This window comes from Pigmentiphaga soli (assembly GCF_039541095.1).
Taxonomy (GTDB): domain Bacteria; phylum Pseudomonadota; class Gammaproteobacteria; order Burkholderiales; family Burkholderiaceae_B; genus Pigmentiphaga; species Pigmentiphaga soli.
This window is the reverse complement of sequence record NZ_BAABFO010000038.1, coordinates 15420-36454: the sequence shown is the minus strand read 5'-3', so window position 1 is coordinate 36454 and position 21035 is coordinate 15420. Positions and strand designations below refer to the sequence as shown.

Sequence of the window (21035 nt, the reverse complement as noted above, 5' to 3'; positions counted from 1 at the left end):
GGCCGGCTGCGCGGCCACGCGGCCGCAGGGCGCCGCCGGCGTCTCGACCTGGACCGCCGGCGGCTGCGGCGCGCAGGCCGACAGCGCCAGCGCGGCGCAGGCCAGCGCGATCGGGCGTAAACGGTTAAATTGCAGGCAATACGGTTTCGTCGCAAGAAATCCGCGAACAGACATTATGTGGTTGCTCCTTCTGGAAGCCTTGTTGGCGCTCGCTGTGTTTGTGCTTATCGTCGCCTGGACCATGTGGCCCAAGCGGCGCGACCTGACGCGCAAGGGCGACGGCACGCAGGCGCCGGCCGGCGGCCGGCAGGCCCCGGGCGATCCGGATCAGTGAAGCGTGCGCGGCATGGCCAGCACGAACTCGGGGATTTCCACTTCGAACGGCGTGCCGTTGTCGCCCACGCAGTGGTAGGTGCCGCGCATCGTTCCCACGGGCGTGGATAGCGGGCAGCCGCTGGTGTATTCGAAGCTTTCGCCGGGCTTGAGCAGCGGCTGCTGCCCCACCACGCCCAGGCCGCGCACTTCCTGCTGGCGCTGGTCGCCGTCGGTGATGATCCAGTGCCGGCTGATCAGCTGGGCCGGTTCCGAGCCGGTATTGGTGATGCGGATCGTATAAGCGAAGACGAATTGCCGCTCCGCCGGATCCGACTGTTCGGCAACGTACCGGGGCTGGACGGTGACCGTCAATTCGTGAGATTTCATGCCTTTGCCATGTCGATGCGTGAACTTTCATACAATCGGCCGGCAACTCCATCGTTCCATTCCGAGGGAATTCCCATGTCTGTTCCGACACCCGCCAGCCGAGCGGCTACTCGCATTGCTCCCAGCATTCTATCCGCCGATTTCGCCCGGTTGGGAGAAGAAGTGCGCGCCGTGGCCGCCGCCGGTGCGGACTGGATACACTTCGACGTGATGGACAACCATTACGTGCCCAACCTCACGATCGGCCCGATGGTGTGCGAAGCCATCCGGCCCCATGTGGAGCTGCCGATCGACGTCCACCTGATGGTGGAGCCGGTGGACGCCCTGATCCCGATGTTCGCCAAGGCCGGCGCCAACGTCATCACCTTCCACCCCGAGGCCTCGCGCCACGTGGACCGCTCGCTGGCGCTGATCCGCGACCACGGCTGCCAGGCCGGGCTGGTGTTCAACCCGGCCACCCCGCTGGACTGGATGGACCACGTCATGGACCGGCTCGACCTCGTGCTGCTGATGTCGGTCAACCCCGGCTTCGGCGGCCAGAGCTTCCTGCCGTCGGCGCTCGACAAGCTGCGCCAGGCGCGCGCCCGCATCGACCGCTGGCAGGCCGCCACCGGCCGCGCCATCCTGCTGGAGATCGACGGCGGCGTCAAAACCGACAACATCGCGCAGATCCGGGCGGCCGGCGCCGATACCTTCGTGGCCGGCTCGGCCATCTTCGGCAAGCCGGACTATGCCAAGGTGATCGCCGAACTGCGCGCGCAGATCGCGCACGGCGAGTCGTCATGGGCCTGAGCCAGGCGGCGGTCGTCCAGGCCCGTCCGTCCGGCCGCTGGCGCGCCGCGCTGCTGGACCTGGACGGCACGCTGCTCGATTCGGTGCCCGATCTCGCCCATGCGGCCAACGCGATGCGGGTCGAATTCGGCCTGCCGCCGCTGCGCGACGACGTGATCGCCACTTTCGTCGGCCGCGGCATCGAGAACCTCGTGCGGCGCGCGCTGGCGGGCAGCCTCGACCCGCAGGAGCCGGCCGTCGCCGACGCCGCAGACCGCAGCGCCGCCCCGGCAACTGGCGCACAGGCCGCCGCCGGCCGCTTCGACCGCGCCCTGGCCGCGTTCCGCCGCGCCTACCACCTGGTCAACGGCGAGAAGGCGCGCATCTTCGAGGGCGTGCCCGAAGGCTTGCGGGCCATGCGCGAACTCGGCCTGAAGCTGGCCGTGGTCACCAACAAGCCGGAAGCGTTCACGCTGCCGCTGCTCGAGCGCACGGGGCTGCGCGCGTATTTCGACGCCGTGGTCAGCGGCGATACCTGCGCCCGCAAGAAGCCCGACCCGATGCCCGTGCTGCGCGCCTGCGAGCTGCTGGGCGTGGCGCCGGCCGAGGCCGTGATGGTGGGCGATTCGATGCATGACGCGGCGGCCGGCCGCGCCGCCGGCTGCCCGGTGCTGCTGGTGCCCTACGCCTACAACGAGGGCCGCGACGTGCGCATGATCGAGGCCGATGGTATAGTGGCCACGCTCCAGGATGTGGCGCGATGGATCGCAGCGCCCGCGAAAAACTGACATGATTCCCATCATTCACCCCTCGTTCCTCCAAGCGCGCCCCTGGCGGCGCTGGTGGCGTTCGTCAGCCGGGTGGCGATGATTCCCCTGGCCGGCGCGGGCTTCACAGCGGCGCGCCGGCCTTCCTGAACACCTTCGAATCTCCGCCCGCGTCCCCGACCGCAGGCGGGTTTTCATCGTGCCCCTCGGTCGCCGGATGCGGGATCCGACCAGCATCGATCCGTTTCCGAGGCAAACATGACCGAAGTCGAATTCCAGGCACTGGCCGCCCAGGGCTACAACCGCATCCCGCTGGTCTCCGAGACCTACGCCGACCTGGACACGCCGCTGGCGCTGTACCTGAAGCTGGCCCAGAGCGGCCCGCAGGGCGGCGCGATGAGCTGCCTGCTCGAATCGGTGGTGGGCGGCGAGCGCTTCGGCCGCTATTCTTTCATCGGCCTGCCGGCCCGCACCGTGCTGCGCAACCGCGGCAGCCTGACCGAAGTGCTGGTGGACGGCCGCGTGGCGGAAACCCACGAAGGCGACCCGCTCGAATTCATCGCCCGCTACCAGCAGCGCTTCAAGGTGGCGCTGCGGCCCGGCATGCCGCGCTTCGTGGGCGGCCTGGCCGGCTACTTCGGCTACGACATGGTGCGCCACATCGAGCCGCGCCTGGGCCCCTGCACCAAGCCCGATCCCGCCGGCATGGGCGAGCCGGTGCCCGACATGGTGCTGCTGCTGATCGACGAACTGGCCATCGTCGACAACCTGAGCGGCAGGCTGTACCTGGTTGTGTACGCCGACCCGTCGCAGCCCGAGGCCTACGCGCGCGCCCGCGCCCGGCTGCTCGACCTGCGCGCCCAGCTGCGCCGGCCGGTCGACGTGCCCTACAGCCAGGCCTCGATGAGCACCGAGGCGCGGCGCGACTTCCGCAAGGAAGACTACCTGGCCGCGGTGCGCCGGGCCAAGGAATACATCGCCGCCGGCGACCTGATGCAGGTGCAGGTGGGGCAGGTGATCGCCAAGCCGTTCCGCGATTCGCCGCTGTCGCTGTACCGCGCGCTGCGCTCGCTGAACCCGTCGCCGTACATGTACTTCTGGAACTTCGGCGACTTCCACGTGGTGGGCGCCTCGCCCGAGATCCTGGTGCGGCAGGAGAAGGTGGTCGAGCAGGGCGAGGCCAAGAACAAGGTCACCATCCGGCCGCTGGCCGGCACCCGGCCGCGCGGCGCCACGCCCGAGGAAGACGCCGCGCTGGCGGCCGAGCTGCGCGCCGATCCGAAAGAGATCGCCGAGCATGTGATGCTGATCGACCTGGCCCGCAACGACATCGGCCGCATCGCCGAGATCGGCTCGGTCGAGGTGACCGACCAGATGGTCATCGAGCGCTATTCGCACGTGATGCATCTGGTGTCGAACGTGACCGGCACGCTGCGGCCCGGCATGAGCTCGATGGACGTGCTGCGCGCCACCTTCCCGGCCGGCACGCTGTCGGGCGCGCCCAAGGTGCGCGCGCTGGAGCTGATCGACGAACTGGAGCCGGTGCGCCGCTGCGTGTACGCGGGCGCCGCCGGCTACCTGAGCTATGGCGGCGAGATGGACGTGGCGATCGCGATCCGCACCGGCGTCATCAAGAACGGCACGCTGTACGCCCAGGCCGCCGCCGGCATCGTGGCCGATTCCGACCCCGAGAAGGAATGGCTGGAAACCGAGGCCAAGGCCCGCGCCGTGCTGCGCGCCGCCGAGCAGGTGCAGTTCGGACTGGACGACCCTATCTGACGGTTCGCGCCGCGCGCGTGACTCAGGCTCCGGTGGCCACGGGATACAGCGGCCGGCCTTCCGAAAAGAAGCGCGTCACGTTCGACACCACGGTTTCCACCAGCGCCGCCTGCGCGGACTGGGTCGAGCCGCCCACGTGCGGCGTCAGCACGGCGTTCGGGAATTTCAGCAGGGCGTCGGAGACTTGCGGCTCCTGCTCGAACACGTCGCTGCCGACGCCGGCCAGTTGCCTGGCGTCGAGCACGCGACACAGCGCCGCCTCGTCGACCACCGACCCGCGCGACACGTTGACCAGGTAGCCCTCCGGCCCCAGCGCCTGCAGCACGCGGGCATCCACCGCGTGGAAGGTGGAGGCGTCGGCGCTGGCCGCCACCACCAGCACGTCGGCCCACTGCGCCAGCGAAACCAGGTCGGGAAAGGCCTGCACGTCGTCGTCGGCGGGCGGGCGGCGGGTGTAGCAGCCGATCGTCATGTCGAGCGCGCGCGCCCGGGCCGCCACGCGGCGCCCCACCTGGCCGTAGCCGAAGATGCCCACCCGGCCGCCGGTCAGGCCGCGCGCCGCAGGCAGGCGCACGCCGGCGTCCTGCCACTGGCCGGCGCGCAGGTAGCGCTCGGCCACCGGCAGGGCGCGCATGATCGAGATCATCAGGCCGATGGCCAGGTCGGCCACGCTGGCGGCATTGATGCCAGGGCTGTTGGAAACCTGAATGCCGCGCTCGCGCGCCGCCGCCAGGTCGACGCCGTCGTAGCCCACGCCCCAGCAGCACAGCAGGCCGAGCCGCGGAAAGCGCGAGAAAACGGCGTGGCCGGTGTCGAGCGAGCCGCGCGTGACGGCGGCACGGACCTCCAGCAGCGCTTCCGGCGCAGCCTCGAAGGCGTTGATCACGCGGAAACCCGATTCCTGCAGCCGCTTGGTCAACAGCGGCGGCATGGGAGCGAGCAAGGCGACGGGGGGCGATTCGGAAGTTGTCATCAAGAGGGGACCGGCTGCGTTGTCGTTGGCCGATTATAAGAATTTGGCAACGTGCGCGAGAAAAAAAGAAATACCCGCCGCGCGCCGTCCGGTCACAGGCCTGCGGCGCGCAACGCCCCGCCGAGCGCGCGCCGTGCGGCCTTCAGGCCTTCTTGCCGGGCAGCGCGCCTTCCTGCACCAGCACTTCGTGCGCGGCCTTGAACGCCTCCAGCCCGGCCGGAATGCCCGAATAGGCCGTGGCGTGCAGCAGCGCCGCCTTGATCTCGTCCACCGTCACGCCATTGTTCAGCGCGCCGCGCACGTGCAGCTTGATCTCGTGCGACTTGCCGGTGGCGGTCAGCATCGCCAGGTTCAGCAGGCTGCGGGTCTTGCGGTCCAGCGTCGGGTCGCCCCAGGCCCAGCCCCAGGCCCACGCCGTGGTGGCGCGCTGGAACGACATCATGAACTCGTCGGCGTTGGCGAGGGACTTGTCGACGTATTCCGGGCCGAGCACTTCGCGCCGGATCGGCAGGCCCTTGTTGAACAGCGCGTCATCATCGGACATGGTGGCTCCTGGATTGTCTGCAGCAGTGGGAAGTCGGGACGGCGCCGAGGCGGCGGCCGCAGGCACATCATAACGGCCCGTCACATCGGCGGCGCGCAATGATCGGCCATGTCGCTTTGGCTTTGACAATGCGCCGGAACGGCATATTCTGGCGGATGTTGCTCTCCCTTCTTCGATAGAGGATGTGCCATGCCCAAGAAGATCCAGAACGAATCCGTCGAGGCGCTGAAGGCCAGGCGCCGCCGGCCGCTGGTCACGCCGACCGACCTGAAGGCGGAGGCCGCCGCCGATATCGGCGCGGCCATGAACGCCATCCTGGCCGACGTCTTCGCGCTTTATCTGAAAACCAAGAATTTCCATTGGCACATGAGCGGCCCGCACTTCCGCGACTATCACCTGCTGCTCGACGAACAGGCGGACCAGCTGTTCGCGATGACCGACCCGATCGCCGAGCGCATCCGCAAGATCGGCGCGACCACCCTGCGCTCGATCGGCCACATATCCAAGACCCAGCGCATCCTCGACAACGACGCCGACTACGTCCAGCCGCTGGACATGCTCGCGGAGCTGCGCGAAGACAACAAGACGCTGGCGAAGGGCCTCAGGGAAGCCCACGAAGTCTGCGATACCCATAACGACATCGCCACCGCCAGCCTGATCGAGAACTGGATCGACGAAACCGAGCGGCGCACCTGGTTCCTGTTCGAGGCGAGCCGCCAGGGCGACGGCACCGGCCATTGAATGCCATGCCGCGCCGTGCCCCGGCCGGGCGGCGGCCGCCCGCCGGGGCCCGCCCGCTACGGCTGGCGCAGCGCGGCGAAGTAACGCCCCGGCGGCTGCCCCAGCGACTTCCTGAACATCGTGATGAAGGCCGTGACCGAGTCGTAGCCGAGGTCGTTGGCCACCCGCTGCACCGACGCCCCCGCCGCCAGCCAGCGCAGCGCCACGATCAGGTGCAGCTGCCGCCGCCAGCGGCCGAAGGTCAGCCCTGTTTCGCGCAGCACGAGCCGGGCCAGCGACCGTTCGCTCATCGCCAGCCGTTCGGCCCAGGCGGCCAGCGTGGTGCGGTCGGCCGGGTCGGCCGTCAGCGTGTCGGCGATGCGGCGCACCTTGGGATGGTCGGAGATCGGCAAGTGCAGCTGTTCCACCGGCATGGTGGCCAGTTGATCGAGCAGCACGCCCACCAGCCGCGCGGTCGGCCCCTCGCGCGCATAGTCCTGGTCCTGCGCGGCCAGGTACTGGATCAGCTCGCGCACCAGCGGGCTGAGCGACAGCGTACAGCATTCGGAAGGCATGTCGGCCGCCCCCGGCTCCACGAACAGGAAGCAGATCCGCGCGTTGGCGGTGACCTGATTGCTGTGCGGCATGCCGCCTGGAATCCACACGCCGCACTGCGGCGGCACCATCCACAGCGCGTTCGGGACTTCGCAAGTGACCCCGCCGTGCAAGGCCAGCACTAATTGCCCCTTGCGGTGGCGATGCACCGGCTGTTCCGAGCGGTTTTCGGCCACCTCCAGGCGCAGCGCGACCGCCGGCCGCGGATTGGTGTCCGGGTCGAATCCCGACAGGAAGGCGCTGGATGCGGCATCGCCTGGCATGATTTAGCGATAAATAGTCAACCCTGCTGTATTACACCAGAAGCAGGACGCGTAGCCTACGGGTATTCCCCAGGAGTTTCCAGATGGCTACATCGACACGGCCTCGCCAGGCCGCCGCGCCGGCGCTGCTTTACGCCGGCATCCTGCTGATCGCCGCCAACCTGCGCGCGCCCATCACCGGCGTCGCGCCGCTGCTCAACCTGATCCGGCCGGCCTTCGGCCTGGGCACCGCCGCCGCCGGCGCGCTCACGACCCTGCCGCTGCTGGCCTTCGCCGCCGTGTCGCCGCTCGGCGCGCGGGCGGCGCGCGCCTTCGGGCTGGAACGCACGCTGTTCGCCGCGCTGGCCGCGATCGCCGCCGGCATCGCGCTGCGCTCGGCCGGCACCGCCGCCTGCCTGTACCTGGGCACCGCCGTCATCGGCATGGGCATCGCGGTCGGCAACGTGCTGCTGCCCAGCCTGGTCAAGCGCGACTTCCCGCAGCGCGTGGCCGCCACCACCGCGGCCTACGCGCTGGCGATGGGGCTGGCCGCGGCGCTCGGCTCGGCGCTTGCCGTGCCGCTGGCGCATGCCTGGGGCTGGCGCGGCGCGCTGGGCGCGTTCGCCGTATTGCCGCTGGCCGCGCTGGCGGTCTGGGCCGCCCAGCTCGGCGGGCACGCCATGCCGGCGCGCGGCGCGGCATCCGCCCCGCATGGCGGGGGGGCGCTGTGGCGTTCGGCGCTGGCCTGGCAGATCACCTTGTTCCTGGGCCTGAATTCCACGCTGTACTACGCGGCCGTCGGCTGGCTGCCCACCATCCTGGCCGACGCCGGCTTCTCGCCCGCCCGGGCCGGCTCGCTGCACGGCCTGCTGCAGCTCGCCACCGCGCTGCCGGGGCTGGTCCTGGGGCCGCTGCTGGCCCGGCTGCGCGACCAGCGCGCGCCGGCGGCCGCCGTGGCGGGGCTGGCCGCCATCGCCTTGCTGGGGCTGCTCGCGGCGCCGCAATGGGCCGCCGTCTGGGCCTTCATGCTCGGCTTCGGTTCGGGCGCGGCGATCATCCTGGGGCTGGCCTTCGTCAGCCTGCGCGCCGCCAGCGCGCAGCAGGCCGCCGCGCTGTCGGGCATGGCGCAGGGCATCGGCTATCTGCTGGCGGCCGCGGGCCCGTCGGTGGTCGGCGCGATCCACGACGGCCTGGGGGGCTGGACGGTGCCGCTGGCCGGCTGCGCGGCGCTGGCCGCCGGCGCGGCCGCGATGGGGTGGCTGGCGGGCAGGAACCGGCATATCGGCGGCGCCTAGCGGTCCGCGGCGCGTCCGCGCCTTCTATACAGCCAGTGCATAGACGTATTCAATCATATCTGTTGTCTGCGCTATTTGGCCTACATACACTCCGCGTGTCCTTTGTTCGCCTATAGCCATGACACCAGTCGTCCAGGGCCCGCTGCGCGGTATCAGAATCGTCGACATGACGATGGAGGTGATCGGCCCGTACGCGACCCAGCTGATGGCCGATCTGGGCGCCGACGTGGTCAAGGTCGAGCCGCCGCAGGGCGACGGCCGCCGCACGCAGGGTCCGTCGCGGCATCCGAAGATGACCTCGCAATTCCTGCACAACAACCGCGGCAAGCGCAGCATCGTGGTCGACCTCAAGCGGCCGCAGGGGCGCGCCGTCGTGCTGCGGCTGTGCGAAGAGGCCGACGTCTTCGTCTACAACAGCCGGCGCGCCGCGATGCAACGGCTCGGGCTCACCTGCGAGGACGTATCGGCCGCCAATCCGCGCATCGTCTACTGCGGCGCCGCGGGCTTCGGCGAGGGCGGCCCCTACGCGTCCAAGCCCGCCTACGACGAGGTCATCCAGGGCCTGTCGGCCATCCCCATGCTGCAGGCCAGGCTGAACGGCGCGGCGCCGTCCTTCCTGCCCTTCATGTTCGCCGACCGCAGCTGCGGGCTCATGCTCGCGCACACGCTGCTGGCTGCGCTGCTCGCGCGCGATCGGCTGGGAACGGGACAGGCCATCGAATTGCCCATGTTCGAAACGCTGGCCGCGTTCGTGCTCTCCGAACACATGGAGGGCCGCGGCTTCGAGCCCGCACTGGGCGAGGCCGGCATGGACAGCATGTTCGCGCGCCGCCCCGCGCGTACCCTCGATGGCTACCTCTGCTACGCGTTCGAGCGGGACGACCAGTTCGCGGCTTTCTGCGACCTCGTGGGCCGGCCGGAGATGATGTCCGACGCGCGTTTCGCGCGGGGCGCCGAGCGCGACCGCAACATGGCGCAGTGCCACTGCTTCGTCGAAAGCGAGCTGGCCGGCCGCACGACCGCCGAATGGCTGGCGCGTTTCGACCGGGCCGGCCTGCCCGCCGCGCCCGTGCGCTCGCTCGAGCAGCTGATGGACGATCCGCAGCTGCGCCAGGCCGGTTTCTTCAAGCCGGTCGAACACCCGACCGAAGGACCGCTGGTGATGATGCGCGTGCCTACGCGCTGGTCGGATACGGAACCGGAGAACACGCGCCCGGCCCCGCTGCTTGGCGAGCACACGATCGAGGTGCTGCGCGAGGCCGGCTATGCCGGCGCCGATATCCAGGCCCTGCTGGCCGACGGCGCCGTGCGCGCCGCGCCGGCAAAGCAAACCGCCTGATGACGACAACCGCCTTCCCGAAGAGCATCGAATGGAATTGAACAATTTCACCGCGGTCGCGCAGGACGACGACCGGCTCGCCGCGCTGCGCGCCGAGGTCAGGCAGTTCCTGGCCGACGCCCGTTCCGCCGGCGTCTTCACCCGCGCCACCGGCTGGGACCACTGGGACCCGGACTTCAGCCGCGAGGTTGGCGCGCGCGGCTGGATCGGCATGACCTGGCCCCGCCGCTACGGCGGCCAGGAACGGAGCTCGCTGGAGCGCTACGTCGTCACCGAAGAGCTGCTGGCCGCCGGCGCGCCGGTCCGCGCGCACTGGATGGCCGACCGGCAGCTGGGCCCGCTGCTGCTCAGCGCCGGATCGGAAGCGCAGAAGCTGGCCTATCTTCCCCGCATCGCCAGCGGCGAACTGTTCTTCTGCTACGGGCTGAGCGAGCCCGACTCCGGCTCCGACCTGGCCTCGATCCGCACGGCCGGCAGGAAAGTGGAGGGCGGATGGTCGATCACCGGGCGCAAGGTCTGGGTAGGCTACGCCCACCGCGCGCACATGATGAATCTGTTCGCGCGGACCTCTCCGCGCAGCGACGAAGACCGCCACGGCGGCGTCACCCAGTTCATCGTCGACATGAAGACCCCGGGCATCACGGTGCGTCCCATCATCAGCCTGGCCGGGGAGCACGATTTCAACGAGATCGTCTTCGACGACGCCTTCGTTCCCGACGACATGGTGATCGGCACGGTCGGCAACGGCTGGAAGCAGGTGACCGGCGACCTCGCGCACGAGCGCAGCAGCCCGGAGCGCTGGCTCAGCAGCTTCGGCCTGCTGACCCAGCTGGTCGACCGCGTCGCGGCGCGGCCGGCGGAGGCCGACCTGGAAAAGCTCGGGCGGCTCGTGGCGCAGCTGTGGACGCTGCGGCAGATGTCGTTCTCGATCGCCACCATGCTGGGCCGCGGCGAAGCGCCCAACCTGGAGGCCGCCCTCATCAAGGACCTCGGCAACGCCTTCGACCAGGACGTGCCGGCCGTGGCGCGCGAGATCGTGTCCGAACAGGCGCGCGCGGCGCTGCCGCCGGAGGACGCCTTCAACACGGTGATGGACCGCGCCCTGTACTACAGCCCCTCGTACACCATCCGGGGCGGCACCAAGGAAATCCTGCGCGGCGTCATCGCCAAAGGACTGGGGTTGAAATGAACGACACGCAGCGCATTCTGCAAGAGTCCGCCAACCGGCTGCTTAGCGACCTGTGCACCCGCGCCGTGGGCGATGCGGCCGAGCAGGGTACGTGGCCGGCCGGGTTATGGCGTGCCCTGGAAGAGACGGGCCTTGCCGCCGCCGCCCGCAGCGAAGCCCGCGGCGGATCGGGCGGCGACATCCATCATGTGTACGTCCTGGTAAAGGCGGTCGGCGCGCATGCCGCGCCCGTGCCGCTGCCCGAAACCCTGCTGGCCGAACAGGCGCTCGACGCCGCCGGGCTGCCGGCCGCGGACGGCCCGGCCACCATCGCCCCCGTGCTCCGCGGCGACCGCCTTGCCATCAGCCGCCGCGGCGGGAAGATTCGGCTCTCCGGCGTGGCGCATCGCGTGCCCTGGGCGCGCGATGCGCGCACGCTGGTCCTGCTTGCCGACGACGGCGGGCAGGCCGCCACCGTGCGCCTGGACTGCCCCGGGGTCGAGGCGCAGGGCTGGAACCACGCGCGCGAGCCGCGCGACACGCTGCGCTTCGACGACGCCGCGATTTCGCCCGACGCCATCGGCGCGCCCGGCGCCGGCCTCGGCCATGACGACCTCTATCTGCGCGGCGCGCTCGCCCGGGCCGTGGCCATGGCCGGCGCGCTCGAAACCGTCCTCCGGCTGACGGTGAACTACGCCCGGGAGCGGGTACAGTTCGGCCGGCCCATCGGCAAGTTCCAGGCGGTGCAGCAGCAGATCGCGGTGCTCGCCACGCACGTCGCCGCGTCGAACGCCGCCGTGCAGGCCGCGATCGCGGCGCACGCGTCCGGCGGCGGCGATTTCCAGGTCGCCGCCGCCAAGACCCGCGTCGGCCAGGCGGCGGGCATCGCCGCCGCGATCGCGCACCAGGTGCACGGCGCGATGGGCTTCACGCACGAGCACGATCTCCATCGCAGCACGCGGCGGCTGTGGGCATGGCGCGACGAGTTCGGTTCCGAGGTGGAGTGGGCGATGTGGCTGGGCCGCAGCGCGGCCCGAACGGGCGGCGAGCAACTGTGGCCCTTCCTGACCTCGCAACGGCACACGCAAGCAGAGGAGGCATCCAGCCTATGAATTCCGCTCTCGAAGGACTGCGGATCCTGGACCTGAGCCAGGTGGTCTCGGGCCCGGTCTGCACCCAGATGCTGGCCGATTTCGGCGCCGACGTGGTGAAGATCGAGCGCCCCGGCAGCGGCGACCTGGCCCGCAACACGCGGCCGCAGCTGGGCGGCTTCGGCGCCAACTTCCTGGCCTTGAACCGCAACAAGCGCAGCCTCGCCGTCGACCTCAGCCACCCCGAGGGCAAGGACATCGTGCGCGCGCTGGCGCGGCGCGCCGACGTGCTGGTCGAGAACTTCCGGCCCGGCGTCCTCGACAAGCTGGGTCTGGGCTACGAGGCCTTGGCGGCGGCCAATCCGGGGCTGGTCTACGCGTCGATCAGCGGCTTCGGCCAGACCGGCCCCTACCGCGACCGCAAGGGCCAGGACATCCTGGCGCAAGCGCTGGGCGGCATGATGTGGCGCAACGGCGCCCGCGACGACCCGCCCACCTTCGTCGGCTTCCCGGTGGCCGATTTCATGGCCGGGACGCTGCTGTGCCAGGGCATCCTCATCGCACTGCAGGCGCGGCAGCGCAGCGGCCGCGGCCAGCGCATCGAGACCAACCTGCTCGACAGCGTGCTGTGGCCGCAGCTCCAGGACATGACGATCTACCTGAACACTAGGCAGCCGCCGGCCCGCCCCCCGCGCGGCGGCACGCGGCCCCACCACGGTCCCACGTCGGGCGTCTTCAAGGCGCAGGACGGCTACCTGGTGGTGACGCTGGTGTTCGAGACCGGCAACCACGTCTCGAAAATGTGCGCCCTGCTCGGGCTTCCCGATCTCGGGGCGGACCCCCGCTACGCCACGCCGGCCCTCGCGCTCGAGCGCTACGACGAACTGCGCGAACGCTTCGCGGCCGAATTCGCCAAGCGGCCGGTGCGGGAATGGATAGAGGAGCTGGAACGGCAGGACGTGATGTGCGCGCCGGTCCAGGCCTATGAAGAGATCGCGGCCGACCCGCAGATCCTGCACAACGGCAGCCTGGTGCAATCGGGCCACCCCGGCGGCGGCACCCTGGACTCGCTGGCGAATCCGCTCAGGATGTCGGAAACCCCGTGGCATCTGCAGTCCGGGCCGCCGGCGCTGGGCGGGCATACGGACCAGATCCTGGCCGAACTCGGGCTGGAGGCCGGCATCGCCGACCTGCGCCGGAGAAAAGTCGTCGCCTGAACACGCTCACGCCGTCCCGGCCGGGCGCCACATCGTCGCGCCCGCATCCTCGCCGCCGCCTTCCTCGCGGAAGATCTCGCTGGTCACCACCTCGGGCGAGAGCTCCGGGGAAAACAGCCTGATGAAATGCAGCGCGTACTGCCGCAGGCAGTCGAACCTGCGCACGCCCAGGTGGATCCGGGTCGCTCCGAAAAGATGCTTCGCGTCGATCGCCTTCAGGCCCCGGTCCTGTTTCGCGTCGTAGCCCAGCGAGGTCATGATCGCGATGCCCAGCCCGTGCTTGACATAGGTCTTCATCACATCGACGTCGGTGGCGCTGAGCACGATGTTCGGCGTCGTCTTCCCGCGCTTGAACGCCTCCATCACCCGCGTGTGGATGGAAAACTCGGCGTTGTAGGTGATCAAGGGAATATCGGCCAGGTCGCGGATCGATACGGTGCGCTTGGCCAGCAGCGGATGGCGGTTCGGCACCAGTATCACGACCGGATGCTCGTAGCAGGGCAGTAGCGCCAGCTCCGGCGGCGGCCTCACGGCCGTGGACGAGATCGACACGTCGGCCTCGCCGCTCACCAGCCATTCGGTGAGCTGCTGCGGATTGCCCTGGCGGATGTTCACCTGCACCTTCGGATAGTCGCGCGCGAACGCCTCCAGCACCTTGGGCAGCACGTACATCGCGTGCGTATGCGAGGTCGTGACGACCAGGCGTCCCGAATCGTGCGAGCTGAACTCGCTGCCGAGCTTCTTCAGGTTGTCCGCCTCGCGCAGCATGCGGCGCGCCGCCTTCAGCGCCTCGGCGCCGGCCACCGTCAGCCCGGTCACCCGCTTCTTGCCGCGCCTGAGCAGCGCGATGCCGAGTTCGTCTTCCAGCGCCTGGATGTGGCGGCTGATGCTCGGCTGCGAGGTATGCAGCAGCCCCGCCGCCCGCGACATGTTGAAACCGCATTCGGCCAGCGTGCAGAAGTATCGGATGTGGCGCAGGTTCATGGCTCGACAGGTATACGGATAGTGAATAGACGTATTCAATCATATCTGTTGTGTGCGCTATTTGGCTTACCTACACTCCTCGTGCCATCGGACCCCGGCCGGCCACTATCAATATCTGAATATCGCGAGGTAGACACTTGGATCTCCAACTGAAAGACAGGACCGCGCTGGTGACGGGCGCGAGCATGGGCATCGGTCGCGCGGCCGCCAAGGCGCTGGCGCAAGAGGGCGTGCGGGTCGGCATCGCCGCGCGGCGCGTCGAGGCGCTGGACAAGCTCGCCCAGGAGATCGTCGAGGCGGGCGGGCCCGAGCCCGTCGTGCTGCCCGTCGACCTGTACGAGGCCGACGCCACGCAGAAGCTGGCGGCCGCGGCGCAGGACAGGCTCGGGCAGGTCGACATCCTGGTGAACTCCGCCGGCGGCAGCCGGCCGGTGAAGTGGGACGCCCCGCGCGCGGCGTGGGAAGAGGGCATGACGCTCAACTACACGCGCATCCAGGAGCTGACCAGCGAACTGCTGCCCGGCATGGCGGCGCGCAACTGGGGCCGCGTGATCAGCCTCACCGGCACCAGCGAACCGCGCTGGCCGAACACGGCCTTTCCGGCGAAGGCCGCGCTGCACATGTGGTCGAAATCGATCTCGCGCGATCTCGCAAAGCTCGGCGTGACGATCCACTGCATCCAGCCCGGCCGCATCATGAGCGAGCAGATCTACCGGCTGCACCCGACCGAGGAAGACCGCAGGGCCTTCTGCGAGCGCGAAATCCCGATGGGCCGCTTCGGCGAGCCGGAAGAACTGGCCAACCTCATCGTATTCCTGGCCTCGCCGCGCGCAGCCTACATGACCGGCACCGTGATCCCGGTGGACGGCGGCATGTACCGCTTCGCGTACTGACCGCGGTCCGCGCGCGTACCGACAAGAAACATATCCAGGAGACCGGTATGAGAAGAGTGCCAGCCTTTGTCGCCATGCTGCTGCTGTGCGCGGGCGCCTTCGCCCAGCAGCCGTATCCCAGCCGACCGATCCGCTTCATCGTGCCCTACGCGCCCGGCGGCGGCACCGACATCGTCGCGCGCCTGCTGGCGCAGCGGCTCGGCGAAAACCTGGGCCAGCCGGTGGTGGTGGAAAACCATGCCGGCAGCAGCGGCGTGATCGGCACCGAGATGGCGTCGAAGGCGGCGCCCGACGGCTACACGCTGCTGCTGGGCACGACCGGCCCGTTTGCGGTCAACCCCAACCTCTATCCCAAGCTCTACGACCCGGGCAAGGATTTCGCGCCGGTCTCGCTCGTTTCGAGCGCGGCGCAGCTGCTCGCGGTCAATCCCTCGCTGCCGATCAAGTCGGTGAAGGAACTGATCGCCTACGCCAAGGCCAACCCGGGCAAGCTCGCCTTTTCCTCGGCCGGCGGTTCGAGCCGCCTGTCGGGCGAAATGCTGAACGTGCTGGCCGACATCCAGATGCTGCACGTGCCCTATCGCGGCGTCGGCTCGGCCGCGACGGCGATCGTCAGCGGCGAGGTTTCCCTCGGTTTCTCCGACATCGTGGTGCTGCTGCCGCACGTGAAGTCGGGCAAGCTGCGCGCGCTGGCCACCACCGGCGCCAAGCGCTCGGCCGCGGTGCCGGACCTGCCCACCGTGGCCGAGGAAGGCGTGCCCGGCTTCGAATCGGCGGTGTGGTACGGCGTGCTCGTGCCGGCCGCGACGCCGAAGGAAATCGTCGCGCGGCTCCACGGCGCGGTCGTCAAGGCGGTGCAGACCCCCGAATTCCGCGACCGGCTGCTGCGGGAAGGCAGCGACGTCGTCGGCAACACGCCCGAGGAGTTCGCCGCCTACATCGCCCGCGACCGCGAGCGCTGGGCGCAGATCGTCAAGGCCGGCAACATCAAGGTGGAATGACATGCATGCTGCAATCCGGCCCCGGCAGACGCGAGCGTGGCCAGCATGAACGCGCCGCGGACGATGTTCGAAAAGATCTGGTCGCGCCACGTGATCCTGGCGCGCGGCGACGACGAGGCGCTGCTGCACGTCGACCGCAACCTCGTGCACGAGGGCTCCTTCCACGCCTTCGGCGCGCTGGCCGCGGCCGGCCGCAAGGTGCGCAAGCCGCGGCAGACCTTCGCGGTGGCCGACCACTACGTGCCCAGCCGCATCGCCACGCCGCGCATCGCGGCCGTGCACGATCCGGAAATGCGGGAGATGATCGAACTGCTGGAACGCAATAGCCTGGCCAACGGCGTGACGCACTTCGGCATCGACGATCCGCGCCAGGGCATCGTTCACGTGATCGGGCCGGAACTGGGCATCACGCAGCCGGGCCTGATCATGACCTGCGGCGATTCGCACACCTCCACCCACGGCGCGCTGGGCGCCTTCGCCTTCGGCGTCGGCGCCTCGCAGTTGAAGCAGGTCATGGCCACCCAGTGCCTGTGGCAGAAAAAGCCGCGCACCTTCCGCATCAACGTCGGCGGCCGCGCGCCGGAGGGCGTCACCGCGAAAGACATCATCCTGGCCATCATCGCCCGGATCGGCACCGCCGGCGCGACCGGCCACGTGGTCGAGTATGCCGGCTCCGCGATACGCGCGCTGTCGATGGACGGCCGGATGACGGTGTGCAATATGTCGATCGAGGCCGGCGCGCGCGCCGGCATGATCGCGCCCGACGAACGCACCTTCGACTACCTGGCCGGCCGCGACTACGCGCCGCAGGCGCAGCTGTGGGAGCGCGCCGTCGCCTACTGGCGCACGCTGCCGTCCGACGACGGGGCGTCGTTCGACCGCGAAGTCGACCTGGACGCGGCCACGCTGGCGCCGATGGTGACCTGGGGCACCAATCCCGAAGATGCCGTAGAAATCACCGCCGCGGTGCCGGACCCGGCCAGCGTGGCGGACCGCGACCGCCGCGTGCACATGGAGCAGGCGATCGCCTACATGGGGCTCGCCCCCGGCACGCCGCTCGAAGGCATCCCGATCGCCCACGCCTTCATCGGCACCTGCACCAACGCCCGCATCGAAGACCTGCGCGCGGCCGCCGCCGTGCTCGAAGGGCGCCGTTCGAAAGTGCCCGGCTGGGTATCGCCCGGCTCCACCGCGGTCAAGCGCCAGGCGGAGGCCGAAGGGCTGGACCGCGTTTTCCGCGACGCCGGCTTCGACTGGCGCGCCTCGGGCTGTTCGGGCTGCGCCGCCATCAACGGCGATTCGATCCCCGCCGGCGAACGCTGCGCCTCCACTTCCAACCGCAATTTCGAGGGCCGGCAAGGGAAGGGTTCGCGCACGCATCTCATGTCGCCGGCGATGGTCGCGGCTGCCGCGGTCGCCGGCCGCATCACCGACGTGCGCAAACTCGCGGCCGCGGCGCCCTTGCGCCGCCACCTGTCATAGAGGCCCGCCCATGTCGCCCTTCACCCGGATCACGGCGGTGGCCGCGCCGCTCGAGATGTCCTACGTCGATACCGACAAGATCCTGCCCGCGCGCTTCCTGCGCAAGGCGCGCGGGCCCGGCTTCGAGCGCCTGGCCTTCCACGACATCCGCTTCGACGCCGACGGCCGCGAGCGCCCGGAGTTCGTCCTGAACCAGGCGCCGTACCGACAGGCGCAAATCATCGTCGCCGGCGCCAACTTCGGCTGCGGATCGTCGCGCGAGGCCGCCGTCTACGCGCTCTACGACCTCGGCATCCGCTCGGTCGTCGCGCCGAGCTTCGGCGACATCCACTATGGCAACCAGCTCCAGAACGGGATGCTGCCGGTCGTGCTGCCCGACGAGGCGTGCATCGCGCTGCGCGAACAGCTGCGCGCGCATCCCGGCGCGCGGATGACGGTCGACCTCGAAGCGCAGCAGGTGACCGGGCCGGACGGCGCCCGCCATCCGTTCGACATCCACCCGCTGCACCGCGAGCGCCTGCTGGAAGGCCTGGACGACGTCGGCCTCGTGCTGCAGAACATCGACCTGATCGAGGCGTTCGAACGGCGCTACCGGACAGATTTCCCCTGGACGGCCTGATACCGGTTCTCCGGCGCAGTCGGGCCTGCGGCAACCATCATGGAGCTTGAACCCAGCATGGACAACAAGGCGCTATCGGCAGTCGAGAAGTTCGATGTGATCGTGGTCGGCGGCGGCAACGCGGCGATGTGCGCGGCGCTTTCGGCGCGCGAGGACGGCGCCAGCGTGCTGGTGCTCGAGCGCTCCCCGGAAGCCGAGCGCGGCGGCAACAGTTCGTTCACCGACGGCGTGATCCGCTTCGCCTACGACAGCGTGGACGAGATCGTGGCGATCTCCGAGCCGCTGACCAGCGAGGAGCTCGCCACCAGCGACTTCGGCCTCTATCCCGCCGACCGCTTCTTCGACGACATGGCCAAGGTCACCGAACACCGGACGGACCCCGACCTGTGCGAGACCGTGGTCAGGCAGAGCCAGTCCGCGGTGCGGTGGCTCAAGAAGAACGGCGTGAAATTCATGCCCAACTACGGGCGCCAGTCGTACCGCATCGACGGCCGCATCAAGTTCGCCGGCGGCGCGCCGATGGTGATCAACGGCGGCGGCCCGGGCCTGATCGACGCCTTGTACAAGGCCGCCCGGCGCGAGGGCATCGTGGTGCGCTACGGCGCCTGGGTGCAGGACCTCGTCTGGGAAGACGGCGCGGTGCGGGGCGTGGTCGCATACGTGGACGGCCGGCCGTCGGCCATCGCCGCCGGCGCCGTCGTGCTCGCCTGCGGCGGCTTCGAGGCCAACGCCGAATGGCGCGCGCGCTACCTCGGCAAGGGCTGGGACCTGGCCAAGGTGCGCGGCAGCAAATACAACACCGGCGACGGGCTGGCGATGGCCCTGAAGATCGGCGCCCAGCCGGCCGGCCATTGGTCCGGCTGCCATGCGGTCAGCTGGGAGCTCTACGCCACCGACTTCGGCGACCCGGCCATCACGCCGAATTTCCAGCGCCACAGCTACCCGTTCGGGATCATCGTGAACGCCAAGGGCAAGCGCTTCGTCGACGAAGGCGCGGACATCCGCAACTACACCTATGCCAAGTACGGCCACATCGTGCTTGAACAGCCGGGCCAGTTCGCCTGGCAGGTATTCGACGGCCAGGTGCTGCCCCTGCTGCGCGACGAATACCGCACGCGCCAGGTGACCAAGGTCACGGCCGACAGCCTGGAGGCCCTGGCCGAGAAGCTGGAAGGCGTGGACCCGAAGCAATTCCTGCAGACGGTGCGAGAATTCAACGCCGCCGTCGATACCGGCACCAGATTCGACCCCAGCGTGAAGGACGGCCGCGCCACGCACGGCCTGGAAGTGCCGAAATCGAACTGGGCCAATCGGATCGATACGCCGCCGTTCGAAGCCTATGCCGTTACCTGCGGCATCACCTTCACCTACGGCGGGCTGCGCATCGACACGGAAGCGCAGGTACGCAATACCAACCACGATCCCATCCCCGGCCTGTTCGCAGCCGGCGAGATCGTGGGCGGCATCTACTACTTCAACGCGCCGGGCGGCAGCGGGCTCGCCAGCGGGGCCGTGTTCGGACGCATCGCCGGGCAGGGCGCGGCGCGGGCGGCGGCCGCCGCATGAACCCGGCGCCGCAGGGGCCGCTGGCAGGCCTGCGCGTGGTCGACATGACGGCCGGCCTGACCGGCCCCTATGCGACCCAGCTCATCGGCGACCTCGGCGCCGAAGTGATCGGCATCGAGCCGCCCGAAGGAGGCGGCCTGCGCCGGCAGGGGCCGGCGCGGCACCCGTCCATGGGATCGCGCTTCCTGCGCATCAACCGCGGCAAGCGCGGCATCGCGGTCGACCTCGAAACGCCCGGCGGCCGCGCCGCGGTGTTCAGGCTCTGCGAGCGGGCCGACGTGTTCCTCCACGACCGCGCCCGCGAGGCGATGCGCCGCCTCGGCCTGGCCTACGAAGACGTCTCGGCGGCCAACCCACGCATCGTCTACTGCGGCGTCTCGGCCTTCGGCGAAGGCGGCCCCTATTCGGGCCGGCCCGCCGCCGACGAAACCCTCCAGGGCCTGGCCGCCATCGCGGCCGTCCAGGCGCGCCTGAGCGGCGCCGGACCGCGCTACCTGCCGTTCGCCTTCGCCGATCGCGCCGGCGCCCTGGCGCTGGTGAACGCCATCCTCGCCGCGCTGCTCGCGCGCAACCGCACCGGCCGCGGCCAGGCGGTCGGGCTTTCGGTGTTCGAGGCCTTGTCGGAATACGTGCTGTCGGAACACATGTGGGGCCACACCTTCGAGCCGCCGATCGCCGGCATGGGCATGAAGCGGATCTTCGACCGCCGGCCCGCGCCGACGCGCGACGGCTTCCTCTGCTATACGCTCGCGCACGACGGGCAGGTCGCCCGCTTCTGGCGCATGACCGGCCGCGACGACCTCGCCGCCGACGCGCGCTTCGCCACGCGCGAGGACAGGAACCGGTATTCGAAGGAGTTCTACGACGCCGTCGACGCCGAACTCGCCCGCCGCACCACGGCCGAATGGCTGCAGGCCTTCGAGGCGGCCGACCTGCCGGCGATGCCGGCGCAGGCGCTGCCGGACCTGTTCGATGATCCCCAGCTGCGCGCCGCCGGCCTGTTCAAGACCGTCGAGCATCCGACGGAGGGCGCGATCGTGTCGCTCCAGGTGCCGACGAAGTGGTCGAAGACGCCGCCCCGCAACGGCCGCCACGCGCCCGCGCTGGGCGAGCACACCGTCGAGGTGCTGCTCGAGGCCGGATACGGCCTGTCCGAAGTGGAGGCGATGATCGCGGCGCAGGAGGTCTACGCCGCCGCGCCGCAGGACCGCGCCGGCGGCGGCATCCGTGGGCCGGCCGCCGCGTCGTAGGCCGGCTCCGGGCCGTC

At 70.0% G+C, this 21035-nt stretch carries 21 protein-coding genes; 16 read left to right on the top strand and 5 right to left on the bottom strand.

Annotated features, from left to right (window positions below):
* The coding region (locus tag ABD927_RS23570) for a hypothetical protein (RefSeq protein ID WP_345252333.1) at positions 1-334 on the top strand (334 nt) is incomplete at its 5' end.
* Here the strand turns inward: ABD927_RS23570 and apaG are convergent.
* Entirely contained in the window at positions 328-702 is a 375-nt protein-coding gene (gene apaG, locus ABD927_RS23565; RefSeq protein WP_345252332.1) for a Co2+/Mg2+ efflux protein ApaG, read from the bottom strand. The genes ABD927_RS23570 and apaG overlap by 7 nt on opposite strands.
* Before the next feature lie 75 nt (positions 703-777).
* On the opposite strand from apaG, the gene rpe reads away from it, so the two are divergent.
* The 3 genes from rpe (at position 778) to ABD927_RS23550 (ending at position 4019) form a co-directional block, all read left to right on the top strand.
* Positions 778-1494 carry a ribulose-phosphate 3-epimerase gene (rpe, locus tag ABD927_RS23560; RefSeq protein WP_345252331.1) on the top strand — a complete coding sequence of 239 codons (717 nt, stop codon included), beginning with the start codon at positions 778-780 and terminating at the stop codon, positions 1492-1494.
* Complete coding sequence (gene gph, locus ABD927_RS23555; protein WP_345252330.1) at positions 1485-2261, top strand: phosphoglycolate phosphatase; 777 nt, start codon at positions 1485-1487, stop codon at positions 2259-2261. Before rpe ends, gph begins: the two co-directional genes overlap by 10 nt.
* A gap of 237 nt (positions 2262-2498) precedes the next feature.
* Positions 2499-4019, top strand: coding sequence for an anthranilate synthase component I family protein (locus tag ABD927_RS23550; protein ID WP_345252329.1), 1521 nt, complete (start codon positions 2499-2501; stop codon positions 4017-4019).
* A gap of 22 nt (positions 4020-4041) precedes the next feature.
* Here the strand turns inward: ABD927_RS23550 and ABD927_RS23545 are convergent, their stop codons facing one another.
* The gene (locus tag ABD927_RS23545; RefSeq protein WP_345252328.1) at positions 4042-4992 is read right to left on the bottom strand and encodes an NAD(P)-dependent oxidoreductase; all 951 of its coding nucleotides are present in this window, start codon (positions 4990-4992) and stop codon (positions 4042-4044) included.
* 142 nt (positions 4993-5134) lie between these two features.
* Positions 5135-5536, bottom strand: a complete 402-nt coding sequence (locus ABD927_RS23540; RefSeq protein ID WP_345252327.1) for a carboxymuconolactone decarboxylase family protein — start codon at positions 5534-5536, stop codon at positions 5135-5137.
* A gap of 189 nt (positions 5537-5725) precedes the next feature.
* Between ABD927_RS23540 and ABD927_RS23535 the strand changes: the two genes are divergently transcribed.
* Positions 5726-6277, top strand: coding sequence for a Dps family protein (locus tag ABD927_RS23535; RefSeq protein WP_345252326.1), 552 nt, complete (start codon positions 5726-5728; stop codon positions 6275-6277).
* A 56-nt stretch (positions 6278-6333) separates the two neighbouring features.
* On the opposite strand, the gene ABD927_RS23530 is transcribed toward ABD927_RS23535, so the two are convergent.
* On the bottom strand, positions 6334-7134 hold the full coding sequence (locus ABD927_RS23530; protein WP_345252325.1) for an AraC family transcriptional regulator: 801 nt from the start codon (positions 7132-7134) through the stop codon (positions 6334-6336).
* Positions 7135-7217: 83 nt separating this feature from the next.
* Between ABD927_RS23530 and ABD927_RS23525 the strand changes: the two genes are divergently transcribed.
* The 5 genes from ABD927_RS23525 to ABD927_RS23505 all read left to right on the top strand — a co-directional run bounded on the left by ABD927_RS23525 (position 7218) and on the right by ABD927_RS23505 (position 13223).
* The gene (locus ABD927_RS23525; protein ID WP_345252324.1) at positions 7218-8408 is read left to right on the top strand and encodes an MFS transporter; all 1191 of its coding nucleotides are present in this window, start codon (positions 7218-7220) and stop codon (positions 8406-8408) included.
* Positions 8409-8526: 118 nt separating this feature from the next.
* Positions 8527-9747, top strand: coding sequence for a CaiB/BaiF CoA transferase family protein (locus tag ABD927_RS23520; protein ID WP_345252323.1), 1221 nt, complete (start codon positions 8527-8529; stop codon positions 9745-9747).
* Between the two features lie 31 nt (positions 9748-9778).
* Complete coding sequence (locus ABD927_RS23515) at positions 9779-10936, top strand: acyl-CoA dehydrogenase family protein (RefSeq protein WP_345252322.1); 1158 nt, start codon at positions 9779-9781, stop codon at positions 10934-10936.
* Positions 10933-12027, top strand: coding sequence for an acyl-CoA dehydrogenase family protein (locus tag ABD927_RS23510; protein ID WP_345252321.1), 1095 nt, complete (start codon positions 10933-10935; stop codon positions 12025-12027). The genes ABD927_RS23515 and ABD927_RS23510 overlap by 4 nt, the downstream gene beginning before the upstream one ends.
* Positions 12024-13223 carry a CaiB/BaiF CoA transferase family protein gene (locus ABD927_RS23505; RefSeq protein WP_345252320.1) on the top strand — a complete coding sequence of 400 codons (1200 nt, stop codon included), beginning with the start codon at positions 12024-12026 and terminating at the stop codon, positions 13221-13223. Before ABD927_RS23510 ends, ABD927_RS23505 begins: the two co-directional genes overlap by 4 nt.
* A 6-nt stretch (positions 13224-13229) precedes the next feature.
* On the opposite strand, the gene ABD927_RS23500 is transcribed toward ABD927_RS23505, so the two are convergent.
* Positions 13230-14207, bottom strand: coding sequence for a LysR substrate-binding domain-containing protein (locus ABD927_RS23500; RefSeq protein ID WP_345252319.1), 978 nt, complete (start codon positions 14205-14207; stop codon positions 13230-13232).
* 137 nt (positions 14208-14344) lie between these two features.
* Between ABD927_RS23500 and ABD927_RS23495 the strand changes: the two genes are divergently transcribed.
* The 6 genes from ABD927_RS23495 to ABD927_RS23470 are packed head-to-tail and all read left to right on the top strand — an operon-like array spanning position 14345 to position 21018.
* Positions 14345-15100, top strand: coding sequence for an SDR family NAD(P)-dependent oxidoreductase (locus ABD927_RS23495; RefSeq protein ID WP_345252318.1), 756 nt, complete (start codon positions 14345-14347; stop codon positions 15098-15100).
* 47 nt (positions 15101-15147) lie between these two features.
* Entirely contained in the window at positions 15148-16101 is a 954-nt protein-coding gene (locus ABD927_RS23490) for a Bug family tripartite tricarboxylate transporter substrate binding protein (RefSeq protein WP_345252317.1), read from the top strand.
* 45 nt (positions 16102-16146) lie between these two features.
* Positions 16147-17583: a 3-isopropylmalate dehydratase large subunit gene (gene leuC, locus ABD927_RS23485; protein ID WP_345252316.1), complete on the top strand. Its 1437-nt coding sequence runs from the start codon at positions 16147-16149 to the stop codon at positions 17581-17583.
* 10 nt (positions 17584-17593) lie between these two features.
* Complete coding sequence (leuD, locus tag ABD927_RS23480) at positions 17594-18202, top strand: 3-isopropylmalate dehydratase small subunit (RefSeq protein ID WP_345252315.1); 609 nt, start codon at positions 17594-17596, stop codon at positions 18200-18202.
* A 39-nt stretch (positions 18203-18241) separates the two neighbouring features.
* Positions 18242-19768 (top strand): FAD-dependent tricarballylate dehydrogenase TcuA, encoded by a 1527-nt coding sequence (tcuA, locus tag ABD927_RS23475; RefSeq protein WP_345252314.1) that lies wholly within the window; start codon positions 18242-18244, stop codon positions 19766-19768.
* A complete protein-coding gene (locus tag ABD927_RS23470) occupies positions 19765-21018 on the top strand; it encodes a CaiB/BaiF CoA transferase family protein (protein WP_345252313.1) in 1254 nt (417 codons plus the stop codon). The genes tcuA and ABD927_RS23470 overlap by 4 nt, the downstream gene beginning before the upstream one ends.
* Positions 21019-21035 lie beyond the last annotated feature (17 nt).

Bases quoted from the DNA above. Each gene is read 5' to 3' on its own strand.
- apaG (WP_345252332.1), bottom strand. From the start codon at position 702: ATGAAATCTCACGAATTGACGGTCACCGTCCAGCCCCGGTACGTTGCC.
- rpe (WP_345252331.1), top strand. From the start codon at position 778: ATGTCTGTTCCGACACCCGCCAGCCGAGCGGCTACTCGCATTGCTCCC.
- gph (WP_345252330.1), top strand. From the start codon at position 1,485: ATGGGCCTGAGCCAGGCGGCGGTCGTCCAGGCCCGTCCGTCCGGCCGC.
- ABD927_RS23550 (WP_345252329.1), top strand. From the start codon at position 2,499: ATGACCGAAGTCGAATTCCAGGCACTGGCCGCCCAGGGCTACAACCGC.
- ABD927_RS23545 (WP_345252328.1), bottom strand. From the start codon at position 4,992: ATGACAACTTCCGAATCGCCCCCCGTCGCCTTGCTCGCTCCCATGCCG.
- ABD927_RS23540 (WP_345252327.1), bottom strand. From the start codon at position 5,536: ATGTCCGATGATGACGCGCTGTTCAACAAGGGCCTGCCGATCCGGCGC.
- ABD927_RS23535 (WP_345252326.1), top strand. From the start codon at position 5,726: ATGCCCAAGAAGATCCAGAACGAATCCGTCGAGGCGCTGAAGGCCAGG.
- ABD927_RS23530 (WP_345252325.1), bottom strand. From the start codon at position 7,134: ATGCCAGGCGATGCCGCATCCAGCGCCTTCCTGTCGGGATTCGACCCG.
- ABD927_RS23525 (WP_345252324.1), top strand. From the start codon at position 7,218: ATGGCTACATCGACACGGCCTCGCCAGGCCGCCGCGCCGGCGCTGCTT.
- ABD927_RS23520 (WP_345252323.1), top strand. From the start codon at position 8,527: ATGACACCAGTCGTCCAGGGCCCGCTGCGCGGTATCAGAATCGTCGAC.
- ABD927_RS23515 (WP_345252322.1), top strand. From the start codon at position 9,779: ATGGAATTGAACAATTTCACCGCGGTCGCGCAGGACGACGACCGGCTC.
- ABD927_RS23510 (WP_345252321.1), top strand. From the start codon at position 10,933: ATGAACGACACGCAGCGCATTCTGCAAGAGTCCGCCAACCGGCTGCTT.
- ABD927_RS23505 (WP_345252320.1), top strand. From the start codon at position 12,024: ATGAATTCCGCTCTCGAAGGACTGCGGATCCTGGACCTGAGCCAGGTG.
- ABD927_RS23500 (WP_345252319.1), bottom strand. From the start codon at position 14,207: ATGAACCTGCGCCACATCCGATACTTCTGCACGCTGGCCGAATGCGGT.
- ABD927_RS23490 (WP_345252317.1), top strand. From the start codon at position 15,148: ATGAGAAGAGTGCCAGCCTTTGTCGCCATGCTGCTGCTGTGCGCGGGC.
- leuC (WP_345252316.1), top strand. From the start codon at position 16,147: ATGAACGCGCCGCGGACGATGTTCGAAAAGATCTGGTCGCGCCACGTG.
- leuD (WP_345252315.1), top strand. From the start codon at position 17,594: ATGTCGCCCTTCACCCGGATCACGGCGGTGGCCGCGCCGCTCGAGATG.
- tcuA (WP_345252314.1), top strand. From the start codon at position 18,242: ATGGAGCTTGAACCCAGCATGGACAACAAGGCGCTATCGGCAGTCGAG.
- ABD927_RS23470 (WP_345252313.1), top strand. From the start codon at position 19,765: ATGAACCCGGCGCCGCAGGGGCCGCTGGCAGGCCTGCGCGTGGTCGAC.